This window comes from Streptomyces sp. NPDC059008 (assembly GCF_042749045.1).
In the GTDB taxonomy this organism is placed as follows: domain Bacteria; phylum Actinomycetota; class Actinomycetes; order Streptomycetales; family Streptomycetaceae; genus Streptomyces.
Genome location: NZ_JBHYJC010000002.1, coordinates 52,436 through 73,857, shown reverse-complemented (window position 1 = coordinate 73,857; position 21,422 = coordinate 52,436). Strand labels below are relative to the sequence as shown.

The window sequence follows — 21,422 nt, the reverse complement described above, 5'->3', positions numbered from 1 at the left end:
ATGGGAGGCACCACTCACCCCAAGCAGCAGCCGTCGCCCGTCAGTTCCTCCCGGGCGACGGCATCCAGGATCATTCCCGAACCCCATGCGTCACAACGTCGCCGTGCGTGACGTGTTGGTCACACCATAGCGGTGCGCCCGTATGACCTACACACAAATCCACAACGTCCAGGGGGAGTTGGGTTTACCCGCAGGTCACGGGCGCACCACGGGCGAGACGGCCTCACCCCGTCTCGGCCACCGCCTCCGCGAACTGCGCCGCGTACAGCCGCGCGTAGGCGCCGTTGGCCGCCAGCAGCGCCTCGTGCGAGCCCTGTTCGACGATGCTGCCCTGCTCCATGACGAGGATGGTGTCGGCGTCGCGGATGGTGGACAGGCGGTGGGCGATGACGAAGCTGGTGCGGCCGGCGCGGAGTTGGGCCATGGCGTGCTGGATGAGGACCTCGGTGCGGGTGTCGACCGAGCTGGTGGCCTCGTCCAGGACGAGGATCGCGGGTTCGGCGAGGAAGGCGCGGGCGATGGTGATCAGCTGCTTCTCGCCCACCGAGACGTTGCCGCCCTCCTCGTCGATGACGGTGTCGTAGCCGTCGGGGAGGGTGCGCACGAAGCGGTCCACGTGGGTGGCCTTCGCGGCGGCGACGATCTTGTCCATGGAGGTGCCGGCGGGGGCGCCGTAGGCGATGTTCTCCGCGATCGTGCCGCCGAAGAGCCAGGTGTCCTGCAGCACCATGCCGATGTGGCCGCGCAGGTCCTCGCGGGACATGTCCGCGATGTCGGCCCCGTCGAGGGTGATCCGGCCGCCGCCGACCTCGTAGAACCGCATCAGGAGGTTGACCAGGGTGGTCTTGCCCGCGCCGGTCGGGCCGACGATGGCGACCGTCTGGCCGGGGCGGACGGACAGCGACAGGTTCTCGATCAGCGGCTTGTCCGCGGTGTACGAGAAGGACACGTCCTCGAACTCGACGCGGCCCGCGACGTGTTCGGGCCGGGCCGGTTCGGCCGCGTCCGGCTCCTGCTCCACGGCGTCGAGCAGCTCGAAGACCCGCTCGGCGGAGGCGACGCCGGACTGGACGAGGTTGGCCATCGAGGCGACCTGGGTCAGCGGCTGGCTGAACTGGCGGGAGTACTGGATGAAGGCCTGGACGTCGCCGATGGACAGGGATCCGGACGCCACCCGCAGACCGCCGACGACGGCCACCAGGACATAGTTGAGGTTGCCGATGAACATCATCGCGGGCTGGATGACGCCGGAGATGAACTGGGCCCTGAAGCCGGCCGAGTAGAGCGCCTCGTTCTGCTCGCGGAAGAGTGCGGCGGACTCCTTCTGGCGGCCGAAGACCTTCACCAGGCTGTGGCCGGTGTACATCTCCTCGACGTGCGCGTTGAGCTTGCCGGTGGTCTTCCACTGCTGGACGAACTGCGGCTGGGCGCGCTTGCCGACCTTGGTGGCGACGACGACCGAGACCGGGACCGTGATCAGGGCGACCAGGGCCAGCAGCCAGGAGATCCAGAACATCATGGCGAGCACGCCGAGGATGGTCAGCAGCGAGGCCACGATCTGACTGAGGGTCTGCTGCAGGGTCTGCTGGATGTTGTCGATGTCGTTGGTGGCGCGGGAGAGCACCTCACCGCGCTGCTGCTTGTCGAAGTAGCTCAGCGGCAGCCGGGCGAGCTTCTCCTCGACCTGCTCACGCATCCGGAAGACGGTGCGCTGGACGACCTTGGTGGCGATCCGGGCCTGGACGAAACCGCACAGCGACGCCGCGGCGTAGATCACGGTGACCCAGAGCAGGACCTGGCCGACCGCGCCGAAGTCGATGCCGTGGCCGGGGACGACCGGCATCGTGGTGAGCATGTCGGCCAGCCCGCCCTGCCCGTCGGCGCGCAGCCGGGCCGCGGCCTCGGCCTTGGTGAGCCCGTCGGGCAGCCGGCGGCCGATGACGCCGGAGACGATCAGGTCGGTGGCGTGCCCCAGGACCTTGGGGCCGACGACGGTCAGCGCCACGCTCAGCACGCCGAGCAGCAGCGCGACGGACATCGCGGCGCGGTCGGGCCGCATCTGGGCGAGCAGCCGCTTGCCGGAGCCCTTGAAGTCCATGGACTTCTCGGTGGGCTGGCCGCCCATCATGCGCGCCGGGCCGGCCGCCGGGGCCGGGCCCCGGGCCGGAGCCTTCGAAGGGGCCTCCTCGGCGGCCGCGGGGGCCGTCGCCCCCTGGTCCGCCTTGTCCGCGGTGGTCACGCCGCCTCCTGCTCGGTGAGCTGGGAGAGCACGATCTCCCGGTAGGTCTCGTTGTCGGCCATCAGCTCGGTGTGGGTGCCGGTGCCCACGACGCGGCCCTCGTCCAGGACGACGATCCGGTCGGCGCCGCGGATCGTGGAGACCCGCTGGGCGACGATCACCACCGTCGCCCGGTCGGTCTCGCGGGCGAGCGCCGCCCGCAGCGCGGCGTCCGTCGCGTAGTCCAGGGCGGAGAAGGAGTCGTCGAAGAGGTAGATCTCCGGGCGGCGCACCAGGGCGCGGGCGATGGCCAGGCGCTGGCGCTGGCCGCCGGAGACGTTGGAGCCGCCCTGTGCGACGGGGGCGTCCAGGCCGCCCTCCATCCGCTCGACGAAGTCCCGTGCCTGGGCGGTCTCCAGGGCGTGCCACAGCTCGTCGTCGGTGGCGTCGGGATTGCCGTAGCGCAGGTTGGAGGCGACCGTCCCGGAGAAGAGGTAGGGCTTCTGCGGGACCAGGCCGATGGTCTTGGCGAGGGTCTCCGGGTCGAGGGTGCGCACGTCCACGCCGTCCACCAGGACCGTGCCGCCGGTGGCGTCGAAGAGGCGGGGGACGAGCCCGAGGAGGGTGGACTTGCCGCTGCCGGTCGAGCCGATGACGGCGGTGGTCTCACCGGGGCGGGCGGTCAGCGAGATGTTCTTGAGGACCGGCTGCTCGGCGCCCGGGAAGCGGAACTCGACGTCGCAAAGCTCCAGTTCGCCGTGCCGGCGCAGCTCGGTGACGGGGTGGGCGGGCGGCACGACGCTGGAGTCGGTGGCCAGCACCTCCTGGATGCGCTCGGCGCAGACCTCCGCGCGCGGCAGCATCATCACCATGAACGTCGCCATCATGATCGACATCAGGATGTACATCAGGTAGCTGAGGAACGCGGTCATCGCGCCGATCTGCATGTCGCCGCTGTCGATGCGCAGTCCGCCGAACCAGACGACCGCCACGCTGGAGAGGTTCATGATCAGCATGACCAGCGGGAACATCATCGACATCAGCCGGCCGGCCCGCATCGACACGTCGTACAGGTCGGTGTTGGCCCCGGCGAACCGCTCGCGCTCGTGCCCGTCGCGGACGAAGGCGCGGATGACGCGGATACCGGCGATCTGCTCGCGCAGCACGCGGTTGACGGTGTCGATGCGCTCCTGCACCCCGCGGAAGAGCGGGCGCATCCGGCGCACGATCAGTGAGACGAGGATCCCGAGGGCCGGGACGATGACCAGCAGCAGGGCGGACAGCGGAACGTCCTGGTTGAGCGCCATGACGACGCCGCCGACGCACATGATCGGCGCCGAGACCATCATCGTGAACGTCATCAGCACCAGCATCTGGACCTGCTGGACGTCGTTGGTGGTGCGGGTGATCAGCGACGGGGCGCCGAACGTCCCGACCTCCCGGGCGGAGAAGGACTGCACCCGGTCGAAGACCGCGAGGCGGATGTCCCGGCCGAGCGCCATGGCCGTACGGGCGCCGAAGTAGACGGCGGCGATCGCGCAGACGATCTGCAGCAGGGTCACGGCGGTCATGAAGCCGCCGATGCGGAGGATGTAGCCCGCGTCCCCCTTCACGACACCGTTGTCGATGATGTCGGCGTTGAGGGTGGGCAGATAGAGGGTCGCCAGGGTCTGGATCAGCTGCAGGAGCACGATCAGGGATATCGAACGCTTGTGGGGCCGCAGATGCGCCCGCGCGAGTCGGACCAACACATAGGGAGCCTATGTGAACACTTGCCCTCGGCAATCGAATTTCCCTCAGCCCGCCGGCGAGGCGCCGGGCGGGCCGCTGCCGGGACGTGCCCGGAACAGCACCGGCCGCCGCGTGCGCCATCATGGAGGCGGCAGACGACGGGGCGGCCCGCAAGGCGGGCGGCCCCCGACCGACACGACGAAGAGGCCGCCGTGACAACAACTGGCACCGTGCGCTACTGGGCCGCGGCGAAGGCCGCCGCCGGCACGGCTGAGGAGCCGTATACGGCGGCGACGCTCGCCGAGGCGCTCGACGCGGCACGCGCGGCGCACTCCCACGACCCCGAGTTCGCCCGCGTCCTGATGCGCTGCTCGTTCCTGGTGGACGGCGATCCGGTCGGCACCCGCGACCATGCGGCGGTGCCGCTGGCCGAGGGCGGCACGGTCGAGGTGCTGCCGCCGTTCGCGGGAGGGTGAGCAGGAGACCATGAACGACCACCAGCCGCAGGACCACCAGCCGTACCCGTCGCACGACCCGTACGCGCAGCCGGATCCGTACGCCCAGCAGGCCCGGCACTCCGGGCACCCGCCCCACGACGCACCGGCGGCGTACGGCGACCCGTACGGGCAGCAGGCCTACGACGCCTACGGGCAGCAACAGCAACAACAGCCCCGGCACGATGCGTACGGGCGCGGCCCTTACGGCTACGAGGCGTACGGGCAGCAGCAGCCGCAGCAGCAGCCCGCACCGCCCCCGCAGCACTACGGCCAGCTGCCCGCCCAGCACCAGAGCGCCCCGCCGGCCGGGGAGCCGCACGCCCACCAGCACCCGCCGGCCCGGCCCGCGCCGGCCCCCGCGCCGGCCGCCACCGCGCCGGCCGCCACCGCGCCGGTCGGCACCGCGCACCTCGCGCCCAACCAGCGCGCCCGCGCCGAGGGCCGCTCACCGATCATCCCGCCCGGCATCCAGCCGGCCGCGCTGACCGCCGTGCTCGCGGCCCTGCTCGCGCTGACCGCGCCGCTGGGCCGCCCGGCGCTCGCCGTGCCGGTGGCGCTGCTGCAGGCGGTCACCGCCGCCGGCTGGTTCCGGCTGAACGGCATGTGGCCGGCCCGCCAGGGCATCGCGCTGGCGTTCCTGGCCGGACTGACCACCGACGCCGCCCTGCTCGCCACCGACCGCGAGAGCGCGCCGCTGGTCGGCATCGGCACGCTCGGCGTGTGGTGCCTGCTCGTCCTCATCCTGCAACTGCGCAACCGCAGCAGCGCCGACGAGCGGATGTACGCGCTGACCGCCGGACTGACCTCGACCGCGCTGGCGGTGCTCGCCGCCGGGCAGCTCGCGGCGAGCGGGCACGCGGTGACCGTCGGCGCCGCCGCGGTCGCGGTGGCCACGCTCGCCCGGGCGCTGCCGCTGCCGTCCGCCGTCTCGATCGGCGTCGCCCTGGTGGCCGCCGCGGGCGCCGGCATCGGCGCCGGCCAGCTGACCGGCCTGGGGGCGTCCGGCGCGCTGCTGGGCCTGGCGGCCGGCGGCTGCGCCCTGATCGGCCTGCGGGTGGCCAGCTACGACTACCCGTCGCGCTTCGTGCACATGACGGCCGGCGTCGCGCTGCCGCTGGCCCTGGCCGCGCCCGCGGTGTACGTGCTGGGCCGGGCGCTGGGCCAGTAGGGCCACTGCCCGGGTTCCGTCCGCTGCGGCGGCCGCTGGGAGGCCCTACCTCCCGACGGCCGCCGCCGGCCGTATCGCGGCGCTTGTTGCGCCTTGCGGCGGCCGCCGCTCCCGCTCCCTCGACCACGTCATCTAGGGTCTGTCCGGAACGCAGGCAGGGGGCCTGCACGGACGATCCGGCCGGGTACCGGCCCAGGTGTGGGGGAAGTGGTTCGATGCGTGCACTTCGCGTGCTGTTGATCATCCTCGTCATATTCGGCGGGCTGTTCGTCGCCGGCGACCGGCTGGCGGTCAACCTCGCCGAGGACATGGCCGCGGAGAAGATCCGCGGCAGCCAGGGCCTCGACCGGACCCCGGAGGTCTCCATCAAGGGCTTCCCGTTCCTGACCCAGGTCCTCGGCCGCAATCTGACCGAGGTGGACGCCGACCTCGGGGGCATGTCGGCCAGCGCCGACGGGCGCACGCTGCGCGTGGACAAGCTGCGCGCGCAGTTCCACGACGTCAGGCTGACCAGCGACTACTCCTCCATCGAGAGCGCCGCCTCGGCCACCGGCAGCGCCACGATCTCCTACGCGGACCTGACCAAAGCGGCCGGCGGCGGCATCAAGATCAGCTACGCCGGGGAGAAGAACGGCCCCCGGGTCAAGATCTCGCCGAACCTGCCGCTCCTCAGCTCCGTCGAGGTGACCGGCTCGCTGGCCGTCTCCGGCAACACCGTCAGGCTGCGCGCCGACGAGATCCCGGCGATGTGCAAGGCCATCCCGACCTGCCAGTCCAAGGTGCGCACCCAGACCGACCACGTGTGGACGCTGAACCGGCTGCCCGGCAACCTCAAGCTGGACGAGGTCGTGACGAAGCCGGAGGGCATCTCCCTGTCGGTCTCCGGCAAGAACGTCAAGCTCCCCGGCTGACGCGCGAAAGGCGGCGGTCCGCCCCACCGGCCCGCCGCGCCGTCCACTTCCTGAGACACCCCGGTCCGTACGCCAGACCCCCCACCGGCGCGCGGGCCCCGGCCCGGCGCCCGCGCCCGCCCCGCACCACCTCTCATCCCACATCACGGACAATCGCGTCTCGGCATTTGACACACCGGTGACATGCCCGGCTCCGCGTCCCTACGATCGGTGCCATGCAGAGCGCATGGAGCCCTCTCCGGCATCGGGGACAGGCGGTACTCACGAAGCGGCGGGCAGTAGACCTGTGTCGCGTCGCCGCCATGCTCTGTCGCCCTGCCTGACGGGCTTGAGCACCCTCCCCCGAGCTGTCGGAGCAGCGGAGGGAGCCCCGCGCCCGGTCGGCCTTCAAGGCCGCACCCCCCGCGAGTCCCCACTCAGCGCCACTTTGGCCCCCGTTCGAATGAATCGGGCCGTCCGCACGAGATCGGCGCATAACCGGCGTACCCGCGTGCAAGTCTGCAACCGCCCCCCGCAACTGCCCCGGAGGAGAAGAACATGAGCCGTAGCGACGTCCTCGTAGACGCCGACTGGGTCGAGGCCCACCTCGAGGACCCGAAGGTCGTGATCGTCGAGGTCGACGAGGACACCTCGGCCTACGACAAGAACCACATCAAGAACGCGGTCCGCATCGACTGGAAGAAGGACCTCCAGGACCCGGTGCGCCGCGACTTCGTCGACCAGGCGGGCTTCGAGCAGCTGCTGTCCGCCAAGGGCATCGCCAACGACGACACCGTCGTCCTCTACGGCGGCAACAACAACTGGTTCGCCTCCTACGCGTACTGGTACTTCAAGCTCTACGGCCACGACAGCGTCAAGCTGCTCGACGGCGGCCGCAAGAAGTGGGAGCTGGACTCGCGCGACCTGGTCGACGGCGCGCAGGTGCCCCAGCGCCCGGCGACCGAGTACAAGGCCAAGGCCCAGGACACCTCCATCCGTGCCTTCCGTGACGACGTCGTCGCCGCGATCGACAACCTCAACCTGGTCGACGTGCGGTCCCCCGACGAGTTCAGCGGCAAGCTGCTCGCCCCCGCGCACCTCCCGCAGGAGCAGTCGCAGCGCCCCGGCCACGTGCCCAGCGCCCGCAACATCCCGTGGTCGAAGAACGCCAACGACGACGGCACCTTCAAGTCGGACGACGAGCTCAAGGCCCTCTACGAGGAGGAGTCCGTCGACCTCGCCAAGGACACCATCGCCTACTGCAGGATCGGTGAGCGCTCCGCGCTGACCTGGTTCGTGCTGCACGAGCTGCTCGGCCAGACCAACGTCAAGAACTACGACGGCTCCTGGACCGAGTACGGCTCCCTGGTCGGCGTCCCGATCGAGCTCGGCGCCAACAAGTAAGCAAGACAGCTTCTCCCCCGAACCCCTCAAGGAAGTACCGCTATGTGTGGAGCACAGGCCGGCGGCCCGGACGCCTCGACCATCAAGCCCGGTGAGACCACGATCCAGGGCAGCGTGACCCGCGACGGCCAGCCCGTCACCGGTTACGTCCGACTCCTGGACAGCACCGGAGAGTTCACCGCCGAGGTTCCGACCTCCGCGACCGGACAGTTCCGCTTCTACGCGGCGGAGGGCACCTGGACGCTGCGCGCCCTGGTCCCGGGCGGCACCGCGGACCGCACCGTCGTCGCCCAGAAGGGCGGCCTGGCGGAGGTCGCCATCGCCGTCTGACGGCGGCCTTCGGGCGCCTTCGTACGGCCGGAGGGCCGCACCCCAGAGGTTTGGACGCCTTTGCGGGGGTGCGGCCCTTCGGCGTGTCCGGGGGGCGGAACGGGCCTTCGCGGCGGCTTCTTTCCGTCTCGCCGCGGACTTACCGTGGAGCTATGGACAGCCGCCGCCGGTCGCCCGCCGAGCGCCGCCACCGCCGCTACTTCGTGCTGATGGGCGTGTGCCTGGTGCTGTTCGTCCTGGCCTGGGGCGTGGTGCGGCTGTGGTCGGTGCCGGCCGCGGTGGGCATGTGCCTGGTCGCCATGGTCATCCCCCCGATCGCGGCGATCATCGGCAACCGGCGGGAGCCCGGCGAGCGCTGGTGGGACGAGTCGGGCGACCCCGAGTCCGACCGCTGGTGGCGCGAGCTGGACGACCGGGGCGACGACAAGCATCCGCGGTAGACCGCCCGGCAGGGCCCGCTCAGTACACCAGCACCCGGTGCGCGTCCGTCGGAACCGCGGTCAGTACACCAGCGCCCGGTGCGCGTCCGTCGAGACCACCGTCAGTACACCAGCGCCTGCACGTCATCCGGCATGATCTCGCTGACGAAGAGCTGGGAGCCGGCGATGCCCGCTCCCTCGATCAGGTCCTTCTGCTCGATGTCCCGCCGGGCGGCGCACTGGGTGCACACCGTGATCGCCCCGCCGCCCGCGCGGATCCCGTCGATCAGCTCCGGCAGCGGCGCGGCGTGCGGCAGCTCGAACTCGGCCGCCCGGCCCGGCAGCGCGAACCACACCGACTCGCCGGTCAGCCACAGCGACACCTCCACGCCGCTGGCCACCGCCACCGCCGCCACCGTGAACGCCTGCGAGCACCGCTCGGGCGCGTCCGCGCCCGCCGTCACCTTGATCACGAGCTTCTTCGCCATAGGGTCAAGAGTAGAGCGGACACCGGCGCGGTGGACCTCACAGCGCCGCCGTCACCCGCGCCGACTAGACTCGCAGGCGGTCCGTTACACCGTCACTCCGTCCAAGGAGCGCGCTCGTGCTTGAGGCATTCTTCACCACCCTGCTGGTTCTGGTCGGCGTCGGCGTGATCGCGTTCGCCGGTCTGACCTGGAAGAAGCTGTATCAGGGCCAGCGCTGACCGGCCTGCGCGCCGCCCAGCACCGACCTTCGCCAGAGCGCTTCGCGCACCCCTGCCGACTGCCCCCTCTAAAGATCGCCTGAGCTGTCATGATCGAGATCCCGTCCGACCTGAACCCGGCCCTGGTGCCGCTCGCCTTCCTCCTCGGCCGCTGGGAGGGTGCCGGCGTCGCGGACTTCCCGGGCACCGAGAAGTGCAACTTCGGGCAGGAGGTCATCTTCGCCCACGACGGCCGTGACTTCCTCGAATACACCTCGCACAGCTGGGTGCTCGACAGCGAGGGCAACAAGGTCCGCCCGCTGGAGACCGAGAGCGGCTACTGGCGCGTCGACGCGGACCGCAAGGTCGAGATCGTCATGATCCGCGACCAGGGCGTGGTGGAGGTCTGGTACGGCGAGCTGGCCGACAAGAAGCCGCAGATCGACCTGGCCACCGACGCCGTCGCCCGCACCGCCGCCTCCGGCCCGTACAGCGGTGGCAAGCGGCTCTACGGCTACGTCAAGGGCGACCTGATGTGGGTCGGCGAGAAGTCCACCCCGGACGTGCCGCTGCGCCCGTACATGTCGGCGCACCTGAAGAAGGTCGCCGGCCTGAAGGAGTGGGCCGAGAGCCTGCCCGACGACATGCCGGACGGGGTCGCCTTCTTCAACCCGGACGGCACCCCGTACCAGGGCTGACCGGCCCTCTTCAGTGTGACGCGCCCCGCGGGGGAAGTCCGGTGAGAGTCCGGCGCTGACCCGCAACGGTAAGCGGAAGCCCCCTTCCGCAAGCCCGATCGCCCGCGGCGGCGCCCGATCCTCACAACTCGCCGTGGACTGCGAGGGGACGCCGCCGTTGCCTTCGGGCGCCTCCCGGTGCGAGCCGGGGCGCCCGGGCCGCCGCTCCTTTCCAGCGCCCGCGGCCCGAGCCGAAGGCGCAGGCCCCCTTGGCACCCCCCGCCCGAACGACCCCCCTGGTGGCCGCGCTGTGCGCCGTCCTCCTCGGCTCCCTGCTGTGCGGCGTCGGCCTCGGCGCCGCCGGGGTGAGCTGGGCGCAGGTGCTGCGCTACCTCGGTGCCGGGCTGACCGGCGGCACCATCGCACCCGACGAGGTCGCCGCGTACACCATCGTGTGGGAGCTGCGCCTCCCCCGGACGGTGCTGGCCGCGGTCGTCGGCGCCGGGCTGGCCGCCATCGGCGTCGCCGTCCAGGCGCTGGTCCGCAACGCCCTCGCCGACCCCTTCGTCCTCGGCATATCCTCCGGCGCGGCCGTCGGCGCCAACGCCGTCCTGCTCTTCGGGGCGCTGGGCGCACTGGGCGTGTGGGCGCTGTCGGTGTCGGCGTTCGCCTCCGCGCTGCTGGCCATGGCCCTGGTGTACGCGGCCGCCCGCACCGCCCACGGGCTCACCCCGCTGCGGCTGGTGCTGACCGGCACCGCGATGTACTACGGCTTCTCCGCCCTGACCACCTTGATGGTCTTCACCGCCGACCGCGGCGAGGCGGCCCGCTCGGCGATGATGTGGCTGCTGGGGAGCCTGAGCGGGGCCGGCTGGGGCTCGCTGCCGATCGCCGCGGTCGCGGTGGCCGCCGCGCTGGCCCGTCTGCTGCTGACCGCGGGCCGGCTGAACGCGCTGGCCATGGGCGACGAGACCGCCGCCGCCCTGGGCGTGGACGCCGGGCGGATGCGCCGCGAGCTGTTCGTGATCTCGGCCGCCGTCACCGGCGCGGTGGTCGCGGTCAGCGGCGCGATCGGCTTCGTCGGGCTGATGGTGCCGCATGCGGCCCGGATGCTGGTCGGTGCCGACCACCGCCGGGTGCTGGCCGTCGCACCGCTGCTCGGCGCGGTGCTGCTGGTGTGGGTGGACGCCCTGTCCCGTGTGCTGCTGGCGCCCGTCGAGCTGCCGGTCGGGGTGATCACCGCCGTCATCGGCGTGCCCTGCTTCGTCGTACTGATGCGGCGGCGCGGCTACAGCTTCTCGGGCGGTGCCTGATGCGGGTCGACGTCGAGGACGTGTCGGTGGACGTGGCGGGCGTGCGCCTGCTGCGCGAGGTCACCCTGCGCGCGGGCAGCGGCCGGTTCGTCGGGCTGGTCGGCCCCAACGGCAGCGGCAAGTCGACCCTGCTGCGCTGCGTCTACCGCGCGCTGCGCCCGACCGCCGGCACCGTACGGCTGGACGGCGCCGAGCTGGCCGCCATGACCGCCCGCGAGCGGGCCCGGCGGCTGGCCGTGCTGCCCCAAGAGACCGCCACCGACTTCGACTTCACCGCCGCCGAGGTCGTCGCGATGGGGCGGCTGCCGCACCAGCGCGGCGGCTCCGGGCGCCCCGGCACCGCCGACCGGGAGATCTGCGCGGCGGCGCTGTCGCGGACCGGCACCGGCCATCTGGCCGACCGCGGCTTCGCGAGCCTGTCCGGCGGCGAGAAGCAGCGGGTGCTGATCGCCCGCGCGCTGGCCCAGCAGCCGAGGGTGCTGGTGCTCGACGAGCCCACCAACCACCTCGACATCGCACAGCAGTTGGAGGTGCTCGCGCTGGTACGGGACTGGGGGCGCCCCGGGGACGGGTCGCAGGGCGGCCCGACCGTGCTCGCCGCCCTGCACGACCTCAATCTGGCCGCCGTCCACTGCGACGAGCTGTACGTCGTCGCCGGCGGCCGCATCGTCGCCTCCGGCGCCCCGCACGACGTGCTGACCGAGGACCTGCTCGCCGAGGTCTTCCACGTCCGCGCGCACCGCGTCACGCACCCCGGATCCGGCGCCGTGCAGCTGCTCTTCGACCGCATCGCCCCGACCGCCCCGTGAGGACCACCATGCGCATCCACCGCACCGCCGCCCTGCTCGCCGTCCTCGCCCTCGCCCTGACCGGCTGCGGGGCCCAGGTCGCCCCGGACCGCGCCGCCGGCCGGGCCGCCGACGGCCACTATCCGGTCACCGTCGAGAACTGCGGTGTGCCCACGACCTACCGCCAGGCGCCCCGGCGCGTGGTCACCAACGACGTCGGGATCGCCGACATCATGTTCGCGCTCGGCCTTGAGGACCACATGGCCGGTTACGTCATGCCCGCCTACCGGGGCAGGATCGACGCGGTGGCCTGGAAGGACGCCTACGGCAAGGTCCCCTGGCTCTCCAAGAAGGCCATCACCAAGGAGATCGCGCTCGACGCCCGCGCCGACCTGGTCTTCGCGGGCTGGAACTACGGCTTCGGCGAGGACAACAACCTCACCCCGGCGTCGTTGAAGAAGCTCGGCATCGGCAGCTACGTGCTCACCGAGTCCTGCCGCAACGGCACCTCCGGCGGCTCCCGCGGTGTGATGCCGCCCCTGGAGGCGCTCTACGCCGACCTGGAGAACCTCGGGAAGATCTTCCACGTCGAGGACCGGGCCGCCGCCCTGGTGAAGAAGTACCGCGCGCAGGTCGCCGAGGCCGCCGCCAAGGCCCCCGCGCCCTCCCGCCGCCCCTCGGTCTTCCTCTACGACGGCGGCCACGACAAGCCGCTGACCTCGGGCAGGTACGCCGGCCCGCACGACATCATCACCAAGGCCGGCGGCGACCATGTGATGAAGGACCTCAAGGACTCCTGGACGACCGTGGGCTGGGAGACCGTCGTGGCCCGCGACCCCGACGTCATCGTCGTCAACGACTACGGCACCCCCACCGGCGCGCAGAAGAAGGCGTTCTTGAAGTCCTACCCGCCGCTGGCGAACGTCTCGGCCGTCAAGAACGACCGGATCTACGTCATGGACTACGCCGATCTGGTCGAAAGCCCCCGCAACCCGGCCGCCGTCAGCGCACTCGCCCGCTATCTGCGCGGCGTACGGGCGGGCGGCTGACGCGGCGGGCGTACACGCCGGCGCCCGGCCTCCTACACTGGCGGTGTGGTGACCACCGACTGGCAGAGCGACCTCCGCAGGCGCGGCTACCGCCTGACCCCGCAGCGTCAGCTCGTGCTCGAAGCTGTGGACAGACTGGAGCACGCCACCCCGGACGACATCCTCACCGAGGTGCGCAAGACGGCGGGCGGGGTGAACATCTCCACCGTCTACCGGACGCTGGAGCTCCTTGAGGAGCTCGGCCTGGTCAGCCACGCCCACCTCGGGCACGGGGCGCCGACGTACCACCTCGCCGACCGCCACCACCACATCCATCTGGTGTGCCGGGACTGCACGGACGTCATCGAGGCGGATCTGTCGGTGGCCGAGCCGTTCACCGCGACGCTGCGCGAACGGTTCGACTTCGAGACGGACATGAAGCATTTCGCGATCTTCGGGCGTTGCGCCAACTGCCGCACCGCGTCCGAGGAGGGCGACGGCTGAGGCAACCGCCGGCGGGTCGTAGGCTGGGCTCATGCTGCGACAATCACCCGCCAGCCCTCTGCTGTCGCTGCCCGGCGCCGTCCCCGCCGAGGCGCCCGACGAAGGCGTCGCCGCGCACTACGGCGATCTGTTCCGCGAGCAGCGCGCCCTCGCCGACGGCTCCGGCTTCGTGGACCTCTCGCACCGCGGGGTGGTCACCGTCACCGGCCCCGAACGGCTGACCTGGCTGCATCTGCTGCTCACCCAGCACGTCAGCGAACTCCCGCCCGGTCAGGCCACCGAGGCGCTGATCCTCTCCGCGCACGGCCACATCGAGCACGCCGTGTACCTCGTCGACGACGGCGGGACGACCTGGCTGCACACCGAGCCGGGCCGGCAGGAGGCGCTGATCGCCTACCTGGAGAGCATGAAGTTCTTCTACCGGGTCGAGGTCGCCGACCGCACCGCCGAGATCGCCGTGGTGCATCTGCCGGCCGGCTCCATCACCGAGACCCCCGCGGACACCGTCGTACGCGAGACCGCGCACGGCCGCGACCTGTTCCTGCCGCGCGCGCACCTGGAGTCCTTCGCCGCGGCCGCGGGCGGCCCGGCGGTCGGCGTGCTGGCGCTGGAGGCGCTGCGGGTGGAGGCGCACCGCCCGCGCCTGGGCCTGGAGACCGACCACCGCACCATCCCGCACGAACTGGGCTGGATCGGCACCGCCGTCCACCTTCAGAAGGGCTGCTACCGCGGCCAGGAGACCGTCGCCCGGGTCCACAACCTGGGCAAGCCGCCGCGCCGGCTGGTCTTCTTGCACCTGGACGGCAGCGAGGTGCATCTGCCGCCGCACGGCACCCCCGTACGCCTGGCCGCCGACGGCCCGGAGGGCCGCCAGCTCGGCTTCATCACGACCTCGGCCCGCCACCACGAGCTCGGCCCGATCGCCCTGGCCCTGGTCAAGCGCAACGTCCCGGTGGACGCCGAACTGATGGCGGGGACCACGGCGGCGGCCCAGGAGGTCGTGGTCGAGCCGTAGGGGGCGCCCGCGGGCGGGGTGGGGGCCGTTCCCAGCCCCCAGCCCCCAGCCCCCAGCCCCGGGCCTAGGGCCTATCCGGGGCCTGTCCGGGGTCCGGGGCCTGTCCGCCCTCTGACCCACCGGACAGGGCATCGGACACGCCCTAGACCTCCACCAGCACCGTGAACGGCCCGTCGTTCGTCAGCGACACCTTCATCTGCGCGCCGAAGCGGCCGGTCTCCACCTGGGCGCCCAGCGCCCGCAGCTGGGCGACGACCTCGTCGACCAGCGGCTCGGCGACCGGCCCCGGCGCCGCGGCGTTCCAGGTGGGGCGACGGCCCTTGCGGGCGTCACCGTAGAGAGTGAACTGGCTGATCACCAGCAGCGGCGCCGAAGTGTCCGAGCAGGACTTCTCGCCCTGCAGCATCCGCACCGACCACAGCTTCCGGGCGAGCTGCGCCGCCTTTTGCGGGGTGTCGTCGTGGGTCACGCCCACCAGCACGCACAGGCCCTCCCCCACGATCTCCCCGACCGTCTCGCCCGCCACCTCGACGCGTGCGCCGTCAACTCTCTGCACCACAGCTCGCATACCCGCCATGATGCCGGGCAGGCGGGGCGCTTCGGACAGCCGTGCCCCTGCAGGGGCCGTTCGGGTGCCATGGCCCTGCAGAAGGACCGCCCAGAGTGGCACGATGCGTGCACGTGGTGCGTTTCATGGACAACATGCCCTGGACGCGGCACCGGACGAGGGGACGGAACGATTCATGAGCACTCTCGGCGCCGGACAGACACCCGGGCCCGTACCAACCGCCCGTACGACACCGACCGGACGGACACCACCGGCCTCCCCCGCACCAGACCCCGGACCTGCGGTACCCGTCCCGCCGGCGCCGCCGGCCGCCTCCACGACGAGCACCACCGCCGCACCCACCACCACCGCACCGACCACCACTACGACCACGGCAGCGGCTCGGGTCGAGCCCGCCGGCACCGAGGACGGCCCCATGCTCCAGGCAGGCCAGGCGCAGCACCCCCGCCCCCCGCAGCAGCGCGACCACTGCCGCCCGGCCGACATTCCCGATCTCTCCGGCCTGGGGCTGCCCGAGCTGCGGGTGGTGCGACGTGACTCGCAGCAGGAGGAGGCCGATCTGAGCTATCTGCGGCGGCTGCTGCAGGGCCGGATCGACATCCTGCGGGCCGAGATCGCCCGCCGTACCGCGCAGCACTCACCCCTGCTCGACCGGCTGCCGGAGATCCTGACGGACCTGCCGTCCCGGCACCGCTCCTCGGCGCGGCATGTGACGCTGGGCACCCCGCACAGCGAGGAGTACCGCAGGCTGGCCGACGAGATGCTCGGTGACGTGGAGCTGTCCGATCTCACCGCGCGTACGGACCAGGAACTGCACGACGCGATGGGTCGGCTGATTCGCTACGAGCGGCAGGTCTCGCAGCGCCGTCAGTCGCTGCAGCGGACCACCGACGAGTGCAGCGCGGAAATCGCCCGCAGGTACCGTGAAGGCGAAGCACAAGTAGACGACCTGCTGTCCTGAACGGGCCACAAGCCTCCGGGCCAGAAGGTCACTCCCCCACCCCGGAAGGCCGCCGATGACCTCGTCCTCGCCCACCCCGATCCCCGCGCCGACCCCGGCGTCCGCCGCTTCGGTGCCTTCTGCGGCTTCCCCGGCTTCTCCGGTTTCTCCCGTCCTCGCCGAGGTCGTGCGCTCCGGTTTCGTCGAGGGCCGGCACCGCGGCTCGCTCGTGGTGCTCGCGGCCGACGGCAGCGTGGAATCGGCGCTGGGCGATGTGGCCGCCCCGGTCTTCCCGCGTTCGTCGAACAAGCCGATGCAGGCGGCGGCGGTGCTGCGGGCGGGCCTGGAGCTGTCCGGTGAGCGGCTGGCGCTGGCCGCCGCGAGCCACTCCGGCGAGGCCTTCCACCTCGATCTGGTCCGTACGATGCTGGCCGAGCACGGACTGACCCCCGACCATCTGCAGACCCCGCCGGACCTGCCGCTGGACCCGGCGGAGGCGGAGGCCTACCTCGCCTCGGGCCGGGTCCGTGACCGCCTCGCCATGAACTGCTCGGGCAAGCACACCGCGATGCTGGCCGCCGCCGCGCTCAACGGCTGGCCGCTGGCCTCGTACCTCGACCAGGACCACCCGCTGCAGCAACTGGTGGCCGAGGGCGTGCGCAGCGCCAGCGGCGAGGACGTCGCCCACGTCGGCACCGACGGCTGCGGCGCGCCGCTGCTCTCGCTCTCCCTGACCGGCCTGGCCCGCGCCTTCCGGCACTTCGTACTGGCCGAGCCCGGCACCCCGGAGCGGCGGGTGGCGGACGCGATGCGCGCCCACCCGGAGTACGTCGCCGGCACCCGCCGCCCCGACACCTGGCTGATGCAGGCGATGCCCGGCACCCTGTCGAAGATGGGCGCCGAGGCCGTGCAGGCGCTGGCCCTCCCGGACGGCCGCGCCGTGGCCTTCAAGATCGACGACGGCGCCACCCGCACCCTCGGCCCGATCCTGGCCCGCACCCTGCGCCAGATGGGCATCGACTCCCCCGTACTGTCCCGCCTGGAGGACGCACCTCTGCTGGGCGGCGGCGTACGAGTGGGCGAGATCCGAGCAGCGTTCTGAGGGCGGGCGGCGCGGGGGCGCATCCACCCGGGCCGGGTCGCGCGGCCCCGACAGGACCTCCGTCCGAACTGGATCTCCGCCCGGACTGGATCTCCGCCCGCACCGGATTCCTGCCCGGACGGGTTCCGCCCGGATCTGAGGCCTCGGCATCGCACCGGGTCGCGCGGCGGGGCCGGATCGCACCACCTGCCCCGGGTCGCGCGGCCGGACCGGATCGCACCACCGGGACCGGATCGCGCGGCCCGCACCGCGTCGCACCGCCCGAGCCGGATCACACGGCCCACACCGGGTCGCGGCCGGACCGCGTCGCGCGGCCCGGATCGGATCGCGCGGCCCGAACCGCACCGCCCGCACCGGATCGCACCACCGGGACCGCATCGCACCGCCCGCACCGGGCCGCACGGCCGGACCGGATCACACAGCCCGCACCGGAATACCGCCCACACCCCACCACGTTGTGGACCCGCAGGGGGCCTTCGCACCCCCTACGGGATCTGTTCGCCCAGCCCGTAGGGCCCGTCGGCCCGAACATGGCCGGGAGCCGTCAGCAGACGGGCAACTCCCGGCCACCATCGGCCCCGCGACCGCTGCCGCGACGGCCATGGCCTGCATAAAGTGGCGATGACAGTGCACGCACCATCCACCACAGCAGGAGGCCGGCGACCATGAGCGACGCGAATCCCGAGCCGCAGGGACCCGAGGCGATCGAGCACGCGCACGACCCCGAGGTGCTGCAGCTCGCGGCGAAGGTCTTCGACCTGGCACGGCACGGTGACACCGACACCGTCGCCGCGTACGTGGACGCGGGCGTCCCCGCCAACCTGACGAACGACAGGGGCGACTCCCTGGTGATGCTGGCCGCCTACCACGGCCACGCCGCCACCGCCGAGGCCCTGTTGCAGCGCGGCGCCGACGTCGACCGCACCAACGACCGCGGCCAGACCCCGCTGGCCGGAGCGGTCTTCAAGGGCGAGGACGAGGTCGTCAAGGTGCTGATCGCGCACGGCGCGGACCCGTCGGCGGGCGCGCCCTCGGCGATCGAGACGGCCCGGATGTTCCAGAAGACGGAACTGCTGAAGCTGTTCGGGGCGGAGTGAACCGGCGGGCGGCGCCGCTGGCGGCGGCGGGTGTCCGCGCCCGTGACGGCAGGTGCCCGACGCCCGTGACCGGCGGGTGGGCACCGCCCGTGACGGCGGGTGAGCGGCGTCCGTATCGGCCGGCGAACGGCGCCCTTCACGGCGGCTGAACAGGGTTTTCGTGGCGCTTGACCTCAAGCTTGCTTGAGGTCCTAGCGTCGGGTCCCGACGACGGCGACACCGCCGTCCGCCGACTCACCCACCACGCCACGAAGGGCCACACATGTCCGAGCACCGCTACCGCCTCGCAGTGATCGTCGGCAGCACCCGGGAGCGCCGGTTCGCGCCCGTCATCGCGAACTGGTTCACCCGGCACGCCGAAAGCCACGCCCACATCGACGTGGACGTCATCGACCTGGACACCATCCGTCCGTACGAACTCCGCCACGGCAGCGAGGAGTTCGGGTCGTACGCCAAGCGCGTCGACGAGGCGGACGCCTTCGTCGTGATCACCCCCGAGTACAACCACTCCTTCCCGGCCCCGCTCAAGCACGCCATCGACCTGCTGCACCCCCAGTGGCAGGCCAAGCCGGTCGGCTTCGTCTCGTACGGCGGGATCTCCGGCGGGCTTCGCGCCGTCGAGCAACTGCGGCTGGTCTTCGCCGAGTTGCACGCCACGACGGTGCGCGAGACGGTGAGCCTCCCGTTCGCCGGCAACCTCTTCGACGACGCCGGCCGGCTGCACGACCCGGCCCCCGTCGCCCAGGCCGCCGACGCCCTGCTCCGCCAGCTGACCTGGTGGGCCGTGGCCCTCCGCGAGGCCCGTACGGCCCGGCCGTACGGCGCCTAACCGCACCGGCCGCCGGGCCGTCGGACCGTCGGCGACGGGCGGCACCCCTACGGGGAGACCTCCCGGCCCACCGCACCGTCCTGCGGGACGATCGCGCGGTCGGCGAGCGCCGAAATCAGACCGTCGGTCTCCTCGACCGGGACCACTCCGGGCAGCGTGAGCTGCTCCAGCATCAGTCCGGTCATCGCGAGATAGATCAGCATCACGGCGGTACGGTCCCCCGGCAGCCCGTTCTCCAGGTGGAAGCGGATGTCGTCGTCGAGCGTCGTCCGGATCGCCCGGACCATCTCCACCTGCAGTTCGGGGCGCCGGGTCGCCTCCAGCCGCAACTCCAGCATCGCCAGATAGCCGGTGCGGTTCTCGGTCACCCGGCGGTTGATCCACCTCATCAGCTCGACGACCAGCGCCCGGCTCGGCGGCGCCGCCATCACCTCGGCGACCTCGTCCGGGTCGGGCGCGATGCGCTGGTGGATCTGCCCGGTGACCTGACCCAGCAGGTCGTCCCTGTTGGCGAAGTAGTTGGAGGCGGTGCCCTTGGGCACGCCCGCGGCCTCGTCGACGGCCCGGAAGGTCAGCCCGCGCGCACCGTCCCGCGCCAGCACCTCGATCGCGGCATCCACCAGCGCCGCCCGCCGCTCCGGATTACGCACCATGTCGTCCACCTCGCGTCATGCCGTCCGCACTCCTTCCGAGCGTCTTCAGAAAACGACTTGCAACCACTACGGCCAGAGTACTACAACTGGAGTTGTTGCCGCGGTCGGACCGGCCGGCCGCGAACAGAGGGGACCACCATGCGCTTCGCCAAGCTCGGAACCGCCCTGCTCACCGACGATGTCGCCGTCAGCACCCGCTTCTACGCGGACCACTTCGGCTTCCGCCCGCTGGCGGAACTGGACTGGTACTCCAGCCTCCAGCACCCCCAGCACCCCGCATTCACCCTGGACTTCGTCCAGCGCGGCCATGAGTCCATGCCCGAGGGCTTTCGCACCCAGGAGACCGGCGGCATAGTGGTCGCCTTCCTCGTGGAGGACGCCGCAGCCGAGGAGGCCGCACTGCGCGCCAAGGGTGTGCCGATCGCCGAACCGGTGCGCGACGAGCCGTGGGGCCAGCGCCGCTTCAACGTCTGGGGGCCGGAGGGCACCCTGATCGAGGTACTGCAGCTCATCGACCCCGACCCGGAGTGGATGGCCGCCCAGGGCCTGTGAACGAGGCCGTGACCGGTGGACAAGGAGACCGGGACCGTGACCGGTGAACGGGGCCGGAAGGCCCCGCCCCGCCGGCGCCCCGGCTCAACGAGGCGCCGGCCCCTGGCCGCCCGGGGCACCTGGCATCTGCCCGCCCCGGGGGCCACCGTCCTGCCGTACCGCCGTGGCGATATGCACCCGCATCGCGCAGGGGATCCGCCCGTCGGGCAGGGCGGACGCCGCCGTCTCCGCCTCGAAGCGCCCCCGCAGCTCCGCCGTGACCGCGGGATCGAGCGGCCCGAGGTCGTAGATGCCGCCCACCGTCGCCCAGACCCGCTCCGGCGACCCGGTCAGATCGATCCGTACGGTCTCCCACTCCACGGGGCCGAATCCAGCCGGGCCGAACACCTCGTCGAACCCCTCGCGGGTCCGTAGCCGCCGGTCCCCGAGCGGCGGAATCCGCTCCCCCTCGGGCGCCGCCTCGAACCGCGGTTTGGCCAGCCGCAGGAACGTCTCGTACGCCTCCCCGCCGGCCGCGCCGCCCCCCACGACGACGGCCAGCGTGCCCCCCGGCGCCAGCACCCGCGCCACCTCGGCCGCGACCCGTTCCGCATCGCTCATCAGCATCAGCGCCATATGGGACACACAGCCGTCGAACCAGCCGTCCGGGAACGGCAGTTGCTGTGCGCGCCCGAGGCGCAGATCGGCCCCGCCGAGGCACGGGCGCCGACGCGCGAGCGCCAGTTCCTCCGGGGACAGGTCGAGCCCCGCCAGTGCGGACGCCGCCCGGCCGGCGCCCGGACCGCGGACGGCAAGGAGTTCCAGCAGCAGCCCGTCGCCGCAGCCCAGGTCCAGCACCCGCCGGCACGCCGCCACCCGGTCCCGGAGGATCTCGTAACTCGACCGGCCGTCCTCGGCCCGCCCATGGGCCATCGCCCGCACGGTCACCGCCGGACGAGCGGCGTGGAAGCTGCGCAGAAAGTCTTCCTGAGGCGTCGTCATCCACTCCACCCTAGGAGAGCACGCCGGTATCCG

The 21,422-nt window shown here is 72.3% G+C and carries 24 protein-coding genes and 1 riboswitch; of the genes, 18 read left to right on the top strand and 6 right to left on the bottom strand.

All coding sequences use genetic code 11. The features are described 5' to 3' along the window. Positions 1-223 precede the first annotated feature (223 nt). Positions 224-2,239, bottom strand: coding sequence for an ABC transporter ATP-binding protein (locus ACFWZH_RS03190; protein ID WP_384424768.1), 2,016 nt, complete (start codon positions 2,237-2,239; stop codon positions 224-226). Beyond that, on the bottom strand, positions 2,236-3,969 hold the full coding sequence (locus tag ACFWZH_RS03185; protein WP_384424767.1) for an ABC transporter ATP-binding protein: 1,734 nt from the start codon (positions 3,967-3,969) through the stop codon (positions 2,236-2,238). The genes ACFWZH_RS03190 and ACFWZH_RS03185 overlap by 4 nt, the downstream gene beginning before the upstream one ends. Before the next feature lie 210 nt (positions 3,970-4,179). Between ACFWZH_RS03185 and ACFWZH_RS03180 the strand changes: the two genes are divergently transcribed. From ACFWZH_RS03180 to ACFWZH_RS03150, 7 genes are all read left to right on the top strand, one after another. Next, complete coding sequence (locus ACFWZH_RS03180; RefSeq protein ID WP_384425612.1) at positions 4,180-4,425, top strand: MoaD/ThiS family protein; 246 nt, start codon at positions 4,180-4,182, stop codon at positions 4,423-4,425. Between the two features lie 10 nt (positions 4,426-4,435). Then, the gene (locus ACFWZH_RS03175) at positions 4,436-5,614 is read left to right on the top strand and encodes a hypothetical protein (protein WP_384424765.1); all 1,179 of its coding nucleotides are present in this window, start codon (positions 4,436-4,438) and stop codon (positions 5,612-5,614) included. Between the two features lie 215 nt (positions 5,615-5,829). Beyond that, positions 5,830-6,525: a DUF2993 domain-containing protein gene (locus ACFWZH_RS03170; RefSeq protein WP_384424763.1), complete on the top strand. Its 696-nt coding sequence runs from the start codon at positions 5,830-5,832 to the stop codon at positions 6,523-6,525. Positions 6,526-6,740: 215 nt separating this feature from the next. Next, a complete protein-coding gene (locus tag ACFWZH_RS03165) occupies positions 6,741-6,848 on the top strand; it encodes an Ms5788A family Cys-rich leader peptide (protein WP_384424762.1) in 108 nt (35 codons plus the stop codon). A gap of 214 nt (positions 6,849-7,062) precedes the next feature. Beyond that, positions 7,063-7,908 (top strand): sulfurtransferase, encoded by an 846-nt coding sequence (locus ACFWZH_RS03160; RefSeq protein WP_384424760.1) that lies wholly within the window; start codon positions 7,063-7,065, stop codon positions 7,906-7,908. A 42-nt stretch (positions 7,909-7,950) separates the two neighbouring features. After that, on the top strand, positions 7,951-8,238 hold the full coding sequence (locus ACFWZH_RS03155) for a DUF1416 domain-containing protein (RefSeq protein ID WP_030660503.1): 288 nt from the start codon (positions 7,951-7,953) through the stop codon (positions 8,236-8,238). 152 nt (positions 8,239-8,390) lie between these two features. Further along, positions 8,391-8,678, top strand: coding sequence for a DUF3099 domain-containing protein (locus ACFWZH_RS03150; protein WP_384424758.1), 288 nt, complete (start codon positions 8,391-8,393; stop codon positions 8,676-8,678). 101 nt (positions 8,679-8,779) lie between these two features. Here the strand turns inward: ACFWZH_RS03150 and ACFWZH_RS03145 are convergent, their stop codons facing one another. Beyond that, positions 8,780-9,145 carry a DsrE family protein gene (locus ACFWZH_RS03145; protein ID WP_086718474.1) on the bottom strand — a complete coding sequence of 122 codons (366 nt, stop codon included), beginning with the start codon at positions 9,143-9,145 and terminating at the stop codon, positions 8,780-8,782. 307 nt (positions 9,146-9,452) lie between these two features. Between ACFWZH_RS03145 and ACFWZH_RS03140 the strand changes: the two genes are divergently transcribed. The 6 genes from ACFWZH_RS03140 to ACFWZH_RS03115 all read left to right on the top strand — a co-directional run bounded on the left by ACFWZH_RS03140 (position 9,453) and on the right by ACFWZH_RS03115 (position 14,667). Next, the gene (locus ACFWZH_RS03140; RefSeq protein ID WP_384424756.1) at positions 9,453-10,040 is read left to right on the top strand and encodes an FABP family protein; all 588 of its coding nucleotides are present in this window, start codon (positions 9,453-9,455) and stop codon (positions 10,038-10,040) included. A 30-nt stretch (positions 10,041-10,070) separates the two neighbouring features. Beyond that, a riboswitch (cobalamin riboswitch) is annotated at positions 10,071-10,144 on the top strand. 144 nt (positions 10,145-10,288) lie between these two features. Beyond that, complete coding sequence (locus ACFWZH_RS03135; RefSeq protein WP_384424754.1) at positions 10,289-11,332, top strand: FecCD family ABC transporter permease; 1,044 nt, start codon at positions 10,289-10,291, stop codon at positions 11,330-11,332. Beyond that, positions 11,332-12,141: an ABC transporter ATP-binding protein gene (locus ACFWZH_RS03130; protein ID WP_384424752.1), complete on the top strand. Its 810-nt coding sequence runs from the start codon at positions 11,332-11,334 to the stop codon at positions 12,139-12,141. Before ACFWZH_RS03135 ends, ACFWZH_RS03130 begins: the two co-directional genes overlap by 1 nt. 8 nt (positions 12,142-12,149) lie before the next feature. Further along, on the top strand, positions 12,150-13,169 hold the full coding sequence (locus tag ACFWZH_RS03125) for an ABC transporter substrate-binding protein (RefSeq protein ID WP_384424751.1): 1,020 nt from the start codon (positions 12,150-12,152) through the stop codon (positions 13,167-13,169). 45 nt (positions 13,170-13,214) lie between these two features. After that, a complete protein-coding gene (locus tag ACFWZH_RS03120) occupies positions 13,215-13,652 on the top strand; it encodes a Fur family transcriptional regulator (protein WP_384424749.1) in 438 nt (145 codons plus the stop codon). A gap of 31 nt (positions 13,653-13,683) precedes the next feature. Beyond that, positions 13,684-14,667 carry a YgfZ/GcvT domain-containing protein gene (locus ACFWZH_RS03115; protein WP_384424747.1) on the top strand — a complete coding sequence of 328 codons (984 nt, stop codon included), beginning with the start codon at positions 13,684-13,686 and terminating at the stop codon, positions 14,665-14,667. Positions 14,668-14,809: 142 nt separating this feature from the next. Here ACFWZH_RS03115 and dtd read toward each other — a convergent pair whose 3' ends face one another. Next, positions 14,810-15,235, bottom strand: coding sequence for a D-aminoacyl-tRNA deacylase (gene dtd, locus ACFWZH_RS03110; RefSeq protein ID WP_384424745.1), 426 nt, complete (start codon positions 15,233-15,235; stop codon positions 14,810-14,812). A 415-nt stretch (positions 15,236-15,650) separates the two neighbouring features. On the opposite strand from dtd, the gene ACFWZH_RS03105 reads away from it, so the two are divergent. The 4 genes from ACFWZH_RS03105 (at position 15,651) to ACFWZH_RS03090 (ending at position 19,203) form a co-directional block, all read left to right on the top strand. Then, a complete protein-coding gene (locus ACFWZH_RS03105; protein WP_384425609.1) occupies positions 15,651-16,196 on the top strand; it encodes an ABC transporter substrate-binding protein in 546 nt (181 codons plus the stop codon). 55 nt (positions 16,197-16,251) lie between these two features. Continuing rightward, positions 16,252-17,277 carry an asparaginase gene (locus tag ACFWZH_RS03100; RefSeq protein ID WP_384424744.1) on the top strand — a complete coding sequence of 342 codons (1,026 nt, stop codon included), beginning with the start codon at positions 16,252-16,254 and terminating at the stop codon, positions 17,275-17,277. A gap of 665 nt (positions 17,278-17,942) precedes the next feature. After that, positions 17,943-18,374, top strand: coding sequence for an ankyrin repeat domain-containing protein (locus ACFWZH_RS03095; RefSeq protein ID WP_384424742.1), 432 nt, complete (start codon positions 17,943-17,945; stop codon positions 18,372-18,374). Positions 18,375-18,636: 262 nt separating this feature from the next. Beyond that, positions 18,637-19,203: an NADPH-dependent FMN reductase gene (locus ACFWZH_RS03090; protein WP_384424740.1), complete on the top strand. Its 567-nt coding sequence runs from the start codon at positions 18,637-18,639 to the stop codon at positions 19,201-19,203. Between the two features lie 47 nt (positions 19,204-19,250). Here the strand turns inward: ACFWZH_RS03090 and ACFWZH_RS03085 are convergent, their stop codons facing one another. Beyond that, positions 19,251-19,856 (bottom strand): TetR/AcrR family transcriptional regulator, encoded by a 606-nt coding sequence (locus ACFWZH_RS03085; RefSeq protein ID WP_384424738.1) that lies wholly within the window; start codon positions 19,854-19,856, stop codon positions 19,251-19,253. A gap of 138 nt (positions 19,857-19,994) precedes the next feature. On the opposite strand from ACFWZH_RS03085, the gene ACFWZH_RS03080 reads away from it, so the two are divergent. Beyond that, positions 19,995-20,408 (top strand): VOC family protein, encoded by a 414-nt coding sequence (locus tag ACFWZH_RS03080; RefSeq protein WP_384424736.1) that lies wholly within the window; start codon positions 19,995-19,997, stop codon positions 20,406-20,408. 84 nt (positions 20,409-20,492) lie between these two features. Here ACFWZH_RS03080 and ACFWZH_RS03075 read toward each other — a convergent pair whose 3' ends face one another. Next, on the bottom strand, positions 20,493-21,389 hold the full coding sequence (locus tag ACFWZH_RS03075) for a class I SAM-dependent methyltransferase (protein WP_384424734.1): 897 nt from the start codon (positions 21,387-21,389) through the stop codon (positions 20,493-20,495). Between the last annotated feature and the right edge of the window lie 33 nt (positions 21,390-21,422).

What these genes read in the sequence shown, in the direction of transcription:
- ACFWZH_RS03170 (WP_384424763.1), top strand. Translation starts at nt 5,830, where the DNA reads ATGCGTGCACTTCGCGTGCTGTTGATCATCCTCGTCATATTCGGCGGG.
- dtd (WP_384424745.1), bottom strand. Translation starts at nt 15,235, where the DNA reads ATGCGAGCTGTGGTGCAGAGAGTTGACGGCGCACGCGTCGAGGTGGCG.
- ACFWZH_RS03095 (WP_384424742.1), top strand. Translation starts at nt 17,943, where the DNA reads ATGAGCGACGCGAATCCCGAGCCGCAGGGACCCGAGGCGATCGAGCAC.
- ACFWZH_RS03125 (WP_384424751.1), top strand. Translation starts at nt 12,150, where the DNA reads ATGCGCATCCACCGCACCGCCGCCCTGCTCGCCGTCCTCGCCCTCGCC.
- ACFWZH_RS03080 (WP_384424736.1), top strand. Translation starts at nt 19,995, where the DNA reads ATGCGCTTCGCCAAGCTCGGAACCGCCCTGCTCACCGACGATGTCGCC.
- ACFWZH_RS03155 (WP_030660503.1), top strand. Translation starts at nt 7,951, where the DNA reads ATGTGTGGAGCACAGGCCGGCGGCCCGGACGCCTCGACCATCAAGCCC.
- ACFWZH_RS03145 (WP_086718474.1), bottom strand. Translation starts at nt 9,145, where the DNA reads ATGGCGAAGAAGCTCGTGATCAAGGTGACGGCGGGCGCGGACGCGCCC.
- ACFWZH_RS03130 (WP_384424752.1), top strand. Translation starts at nt 11,332, where the DNA reads ATGCGGGTCGACGTCGAGGACGTGTCGGTGGACGTGGCGGGCGTGCGC.
- ACFWZH_RS03165 (WP_384424762.1), top strand. Translation starts at nt 6,741, where the DNA reads ATGCAGAGCGCATGGAGCCCTCTCCGGCATCGGGGACAGGCGGTACTC.
- ACFWZH_RS03175 (WP_384424765.1), top strand. Translation starts at nt 4,436, where the DNA reads ATGAACGACCACCAGCCGCAGGACCACCAGCCGTACCCGTCGCACGAC.
- ACFWZH_RS03085 (WP_384424738.1), bottom strand. Translation starts at nt 19,856, where the DNA reads ATGGTGCGTAATCCGGAGCGGCGGGCGGCGCTGGTGGATGCCGCGATC.
- ACFWZH_RS03075 (WP_384424734.1), bottom strand. Translation starts at nt 21,389, where the DNA reads ATGACGACGCCTCAGGAAGACTTTCTGCGCAGCTTCCACGCCGCTCGT.
- ACFWZH_RS03115 (WP_384424747.1), top strand. Translation starts at nt 13,684, where the DNA reads ATGCTGCGACAATCACCCGCCAGCCCTCTGCTGTCGCTGCCCGGCGCC.
- ACFWZH_RS03140 (WP_384424756.1), top strand. Translation starts at nt 9,453, where the DNA reads ATGATCGAGATCCCGTCCGACCTGAACCCGGCCCTGGTGCCGCTCGCC.
- ACFWZH_RS03100 (WP_384424744.1), top strand. Translation starts at nt 16,252, where the DNA reads ATGACCTCGTCCTCGCCCACCCCGATCCCCGCGCCGACCCCGGCGTCC.
- ACFWZH_RS03090 (WP_384424740.1), top strand. Translation starts at nt 18,637, where the DNA reads ATGTCCGAGCACCGCTACCGCCTCGCAGTGATCGTCGGCAGCACCCGG.
- ACFWZH_RS03160 (WP_384424760.1), top strand. Translation starts at nt 7,063, where the DNA reads ATGAGCCGTAGCGACGTCCTCGTAGACGCCGACTGGGTCGAGGCCCAC.
- ACFWZH_RS03150 (WP_384424758.1), top strand. Translation starts at nt 8,391, where the DNA reads ATGGACAGCCGCCGCCGGTCGCCCGCCGAGCGCCGCCACCGCCGCTAC.
- ACFWZH_RS03105 (WP_384425609.1), top strand. Translation starts at nt 15,651, where the DNA reads ATGCTCCAGGCAGGCCAGGCGCAGCACCCCCGCCCCCCGCAGCAGCGC.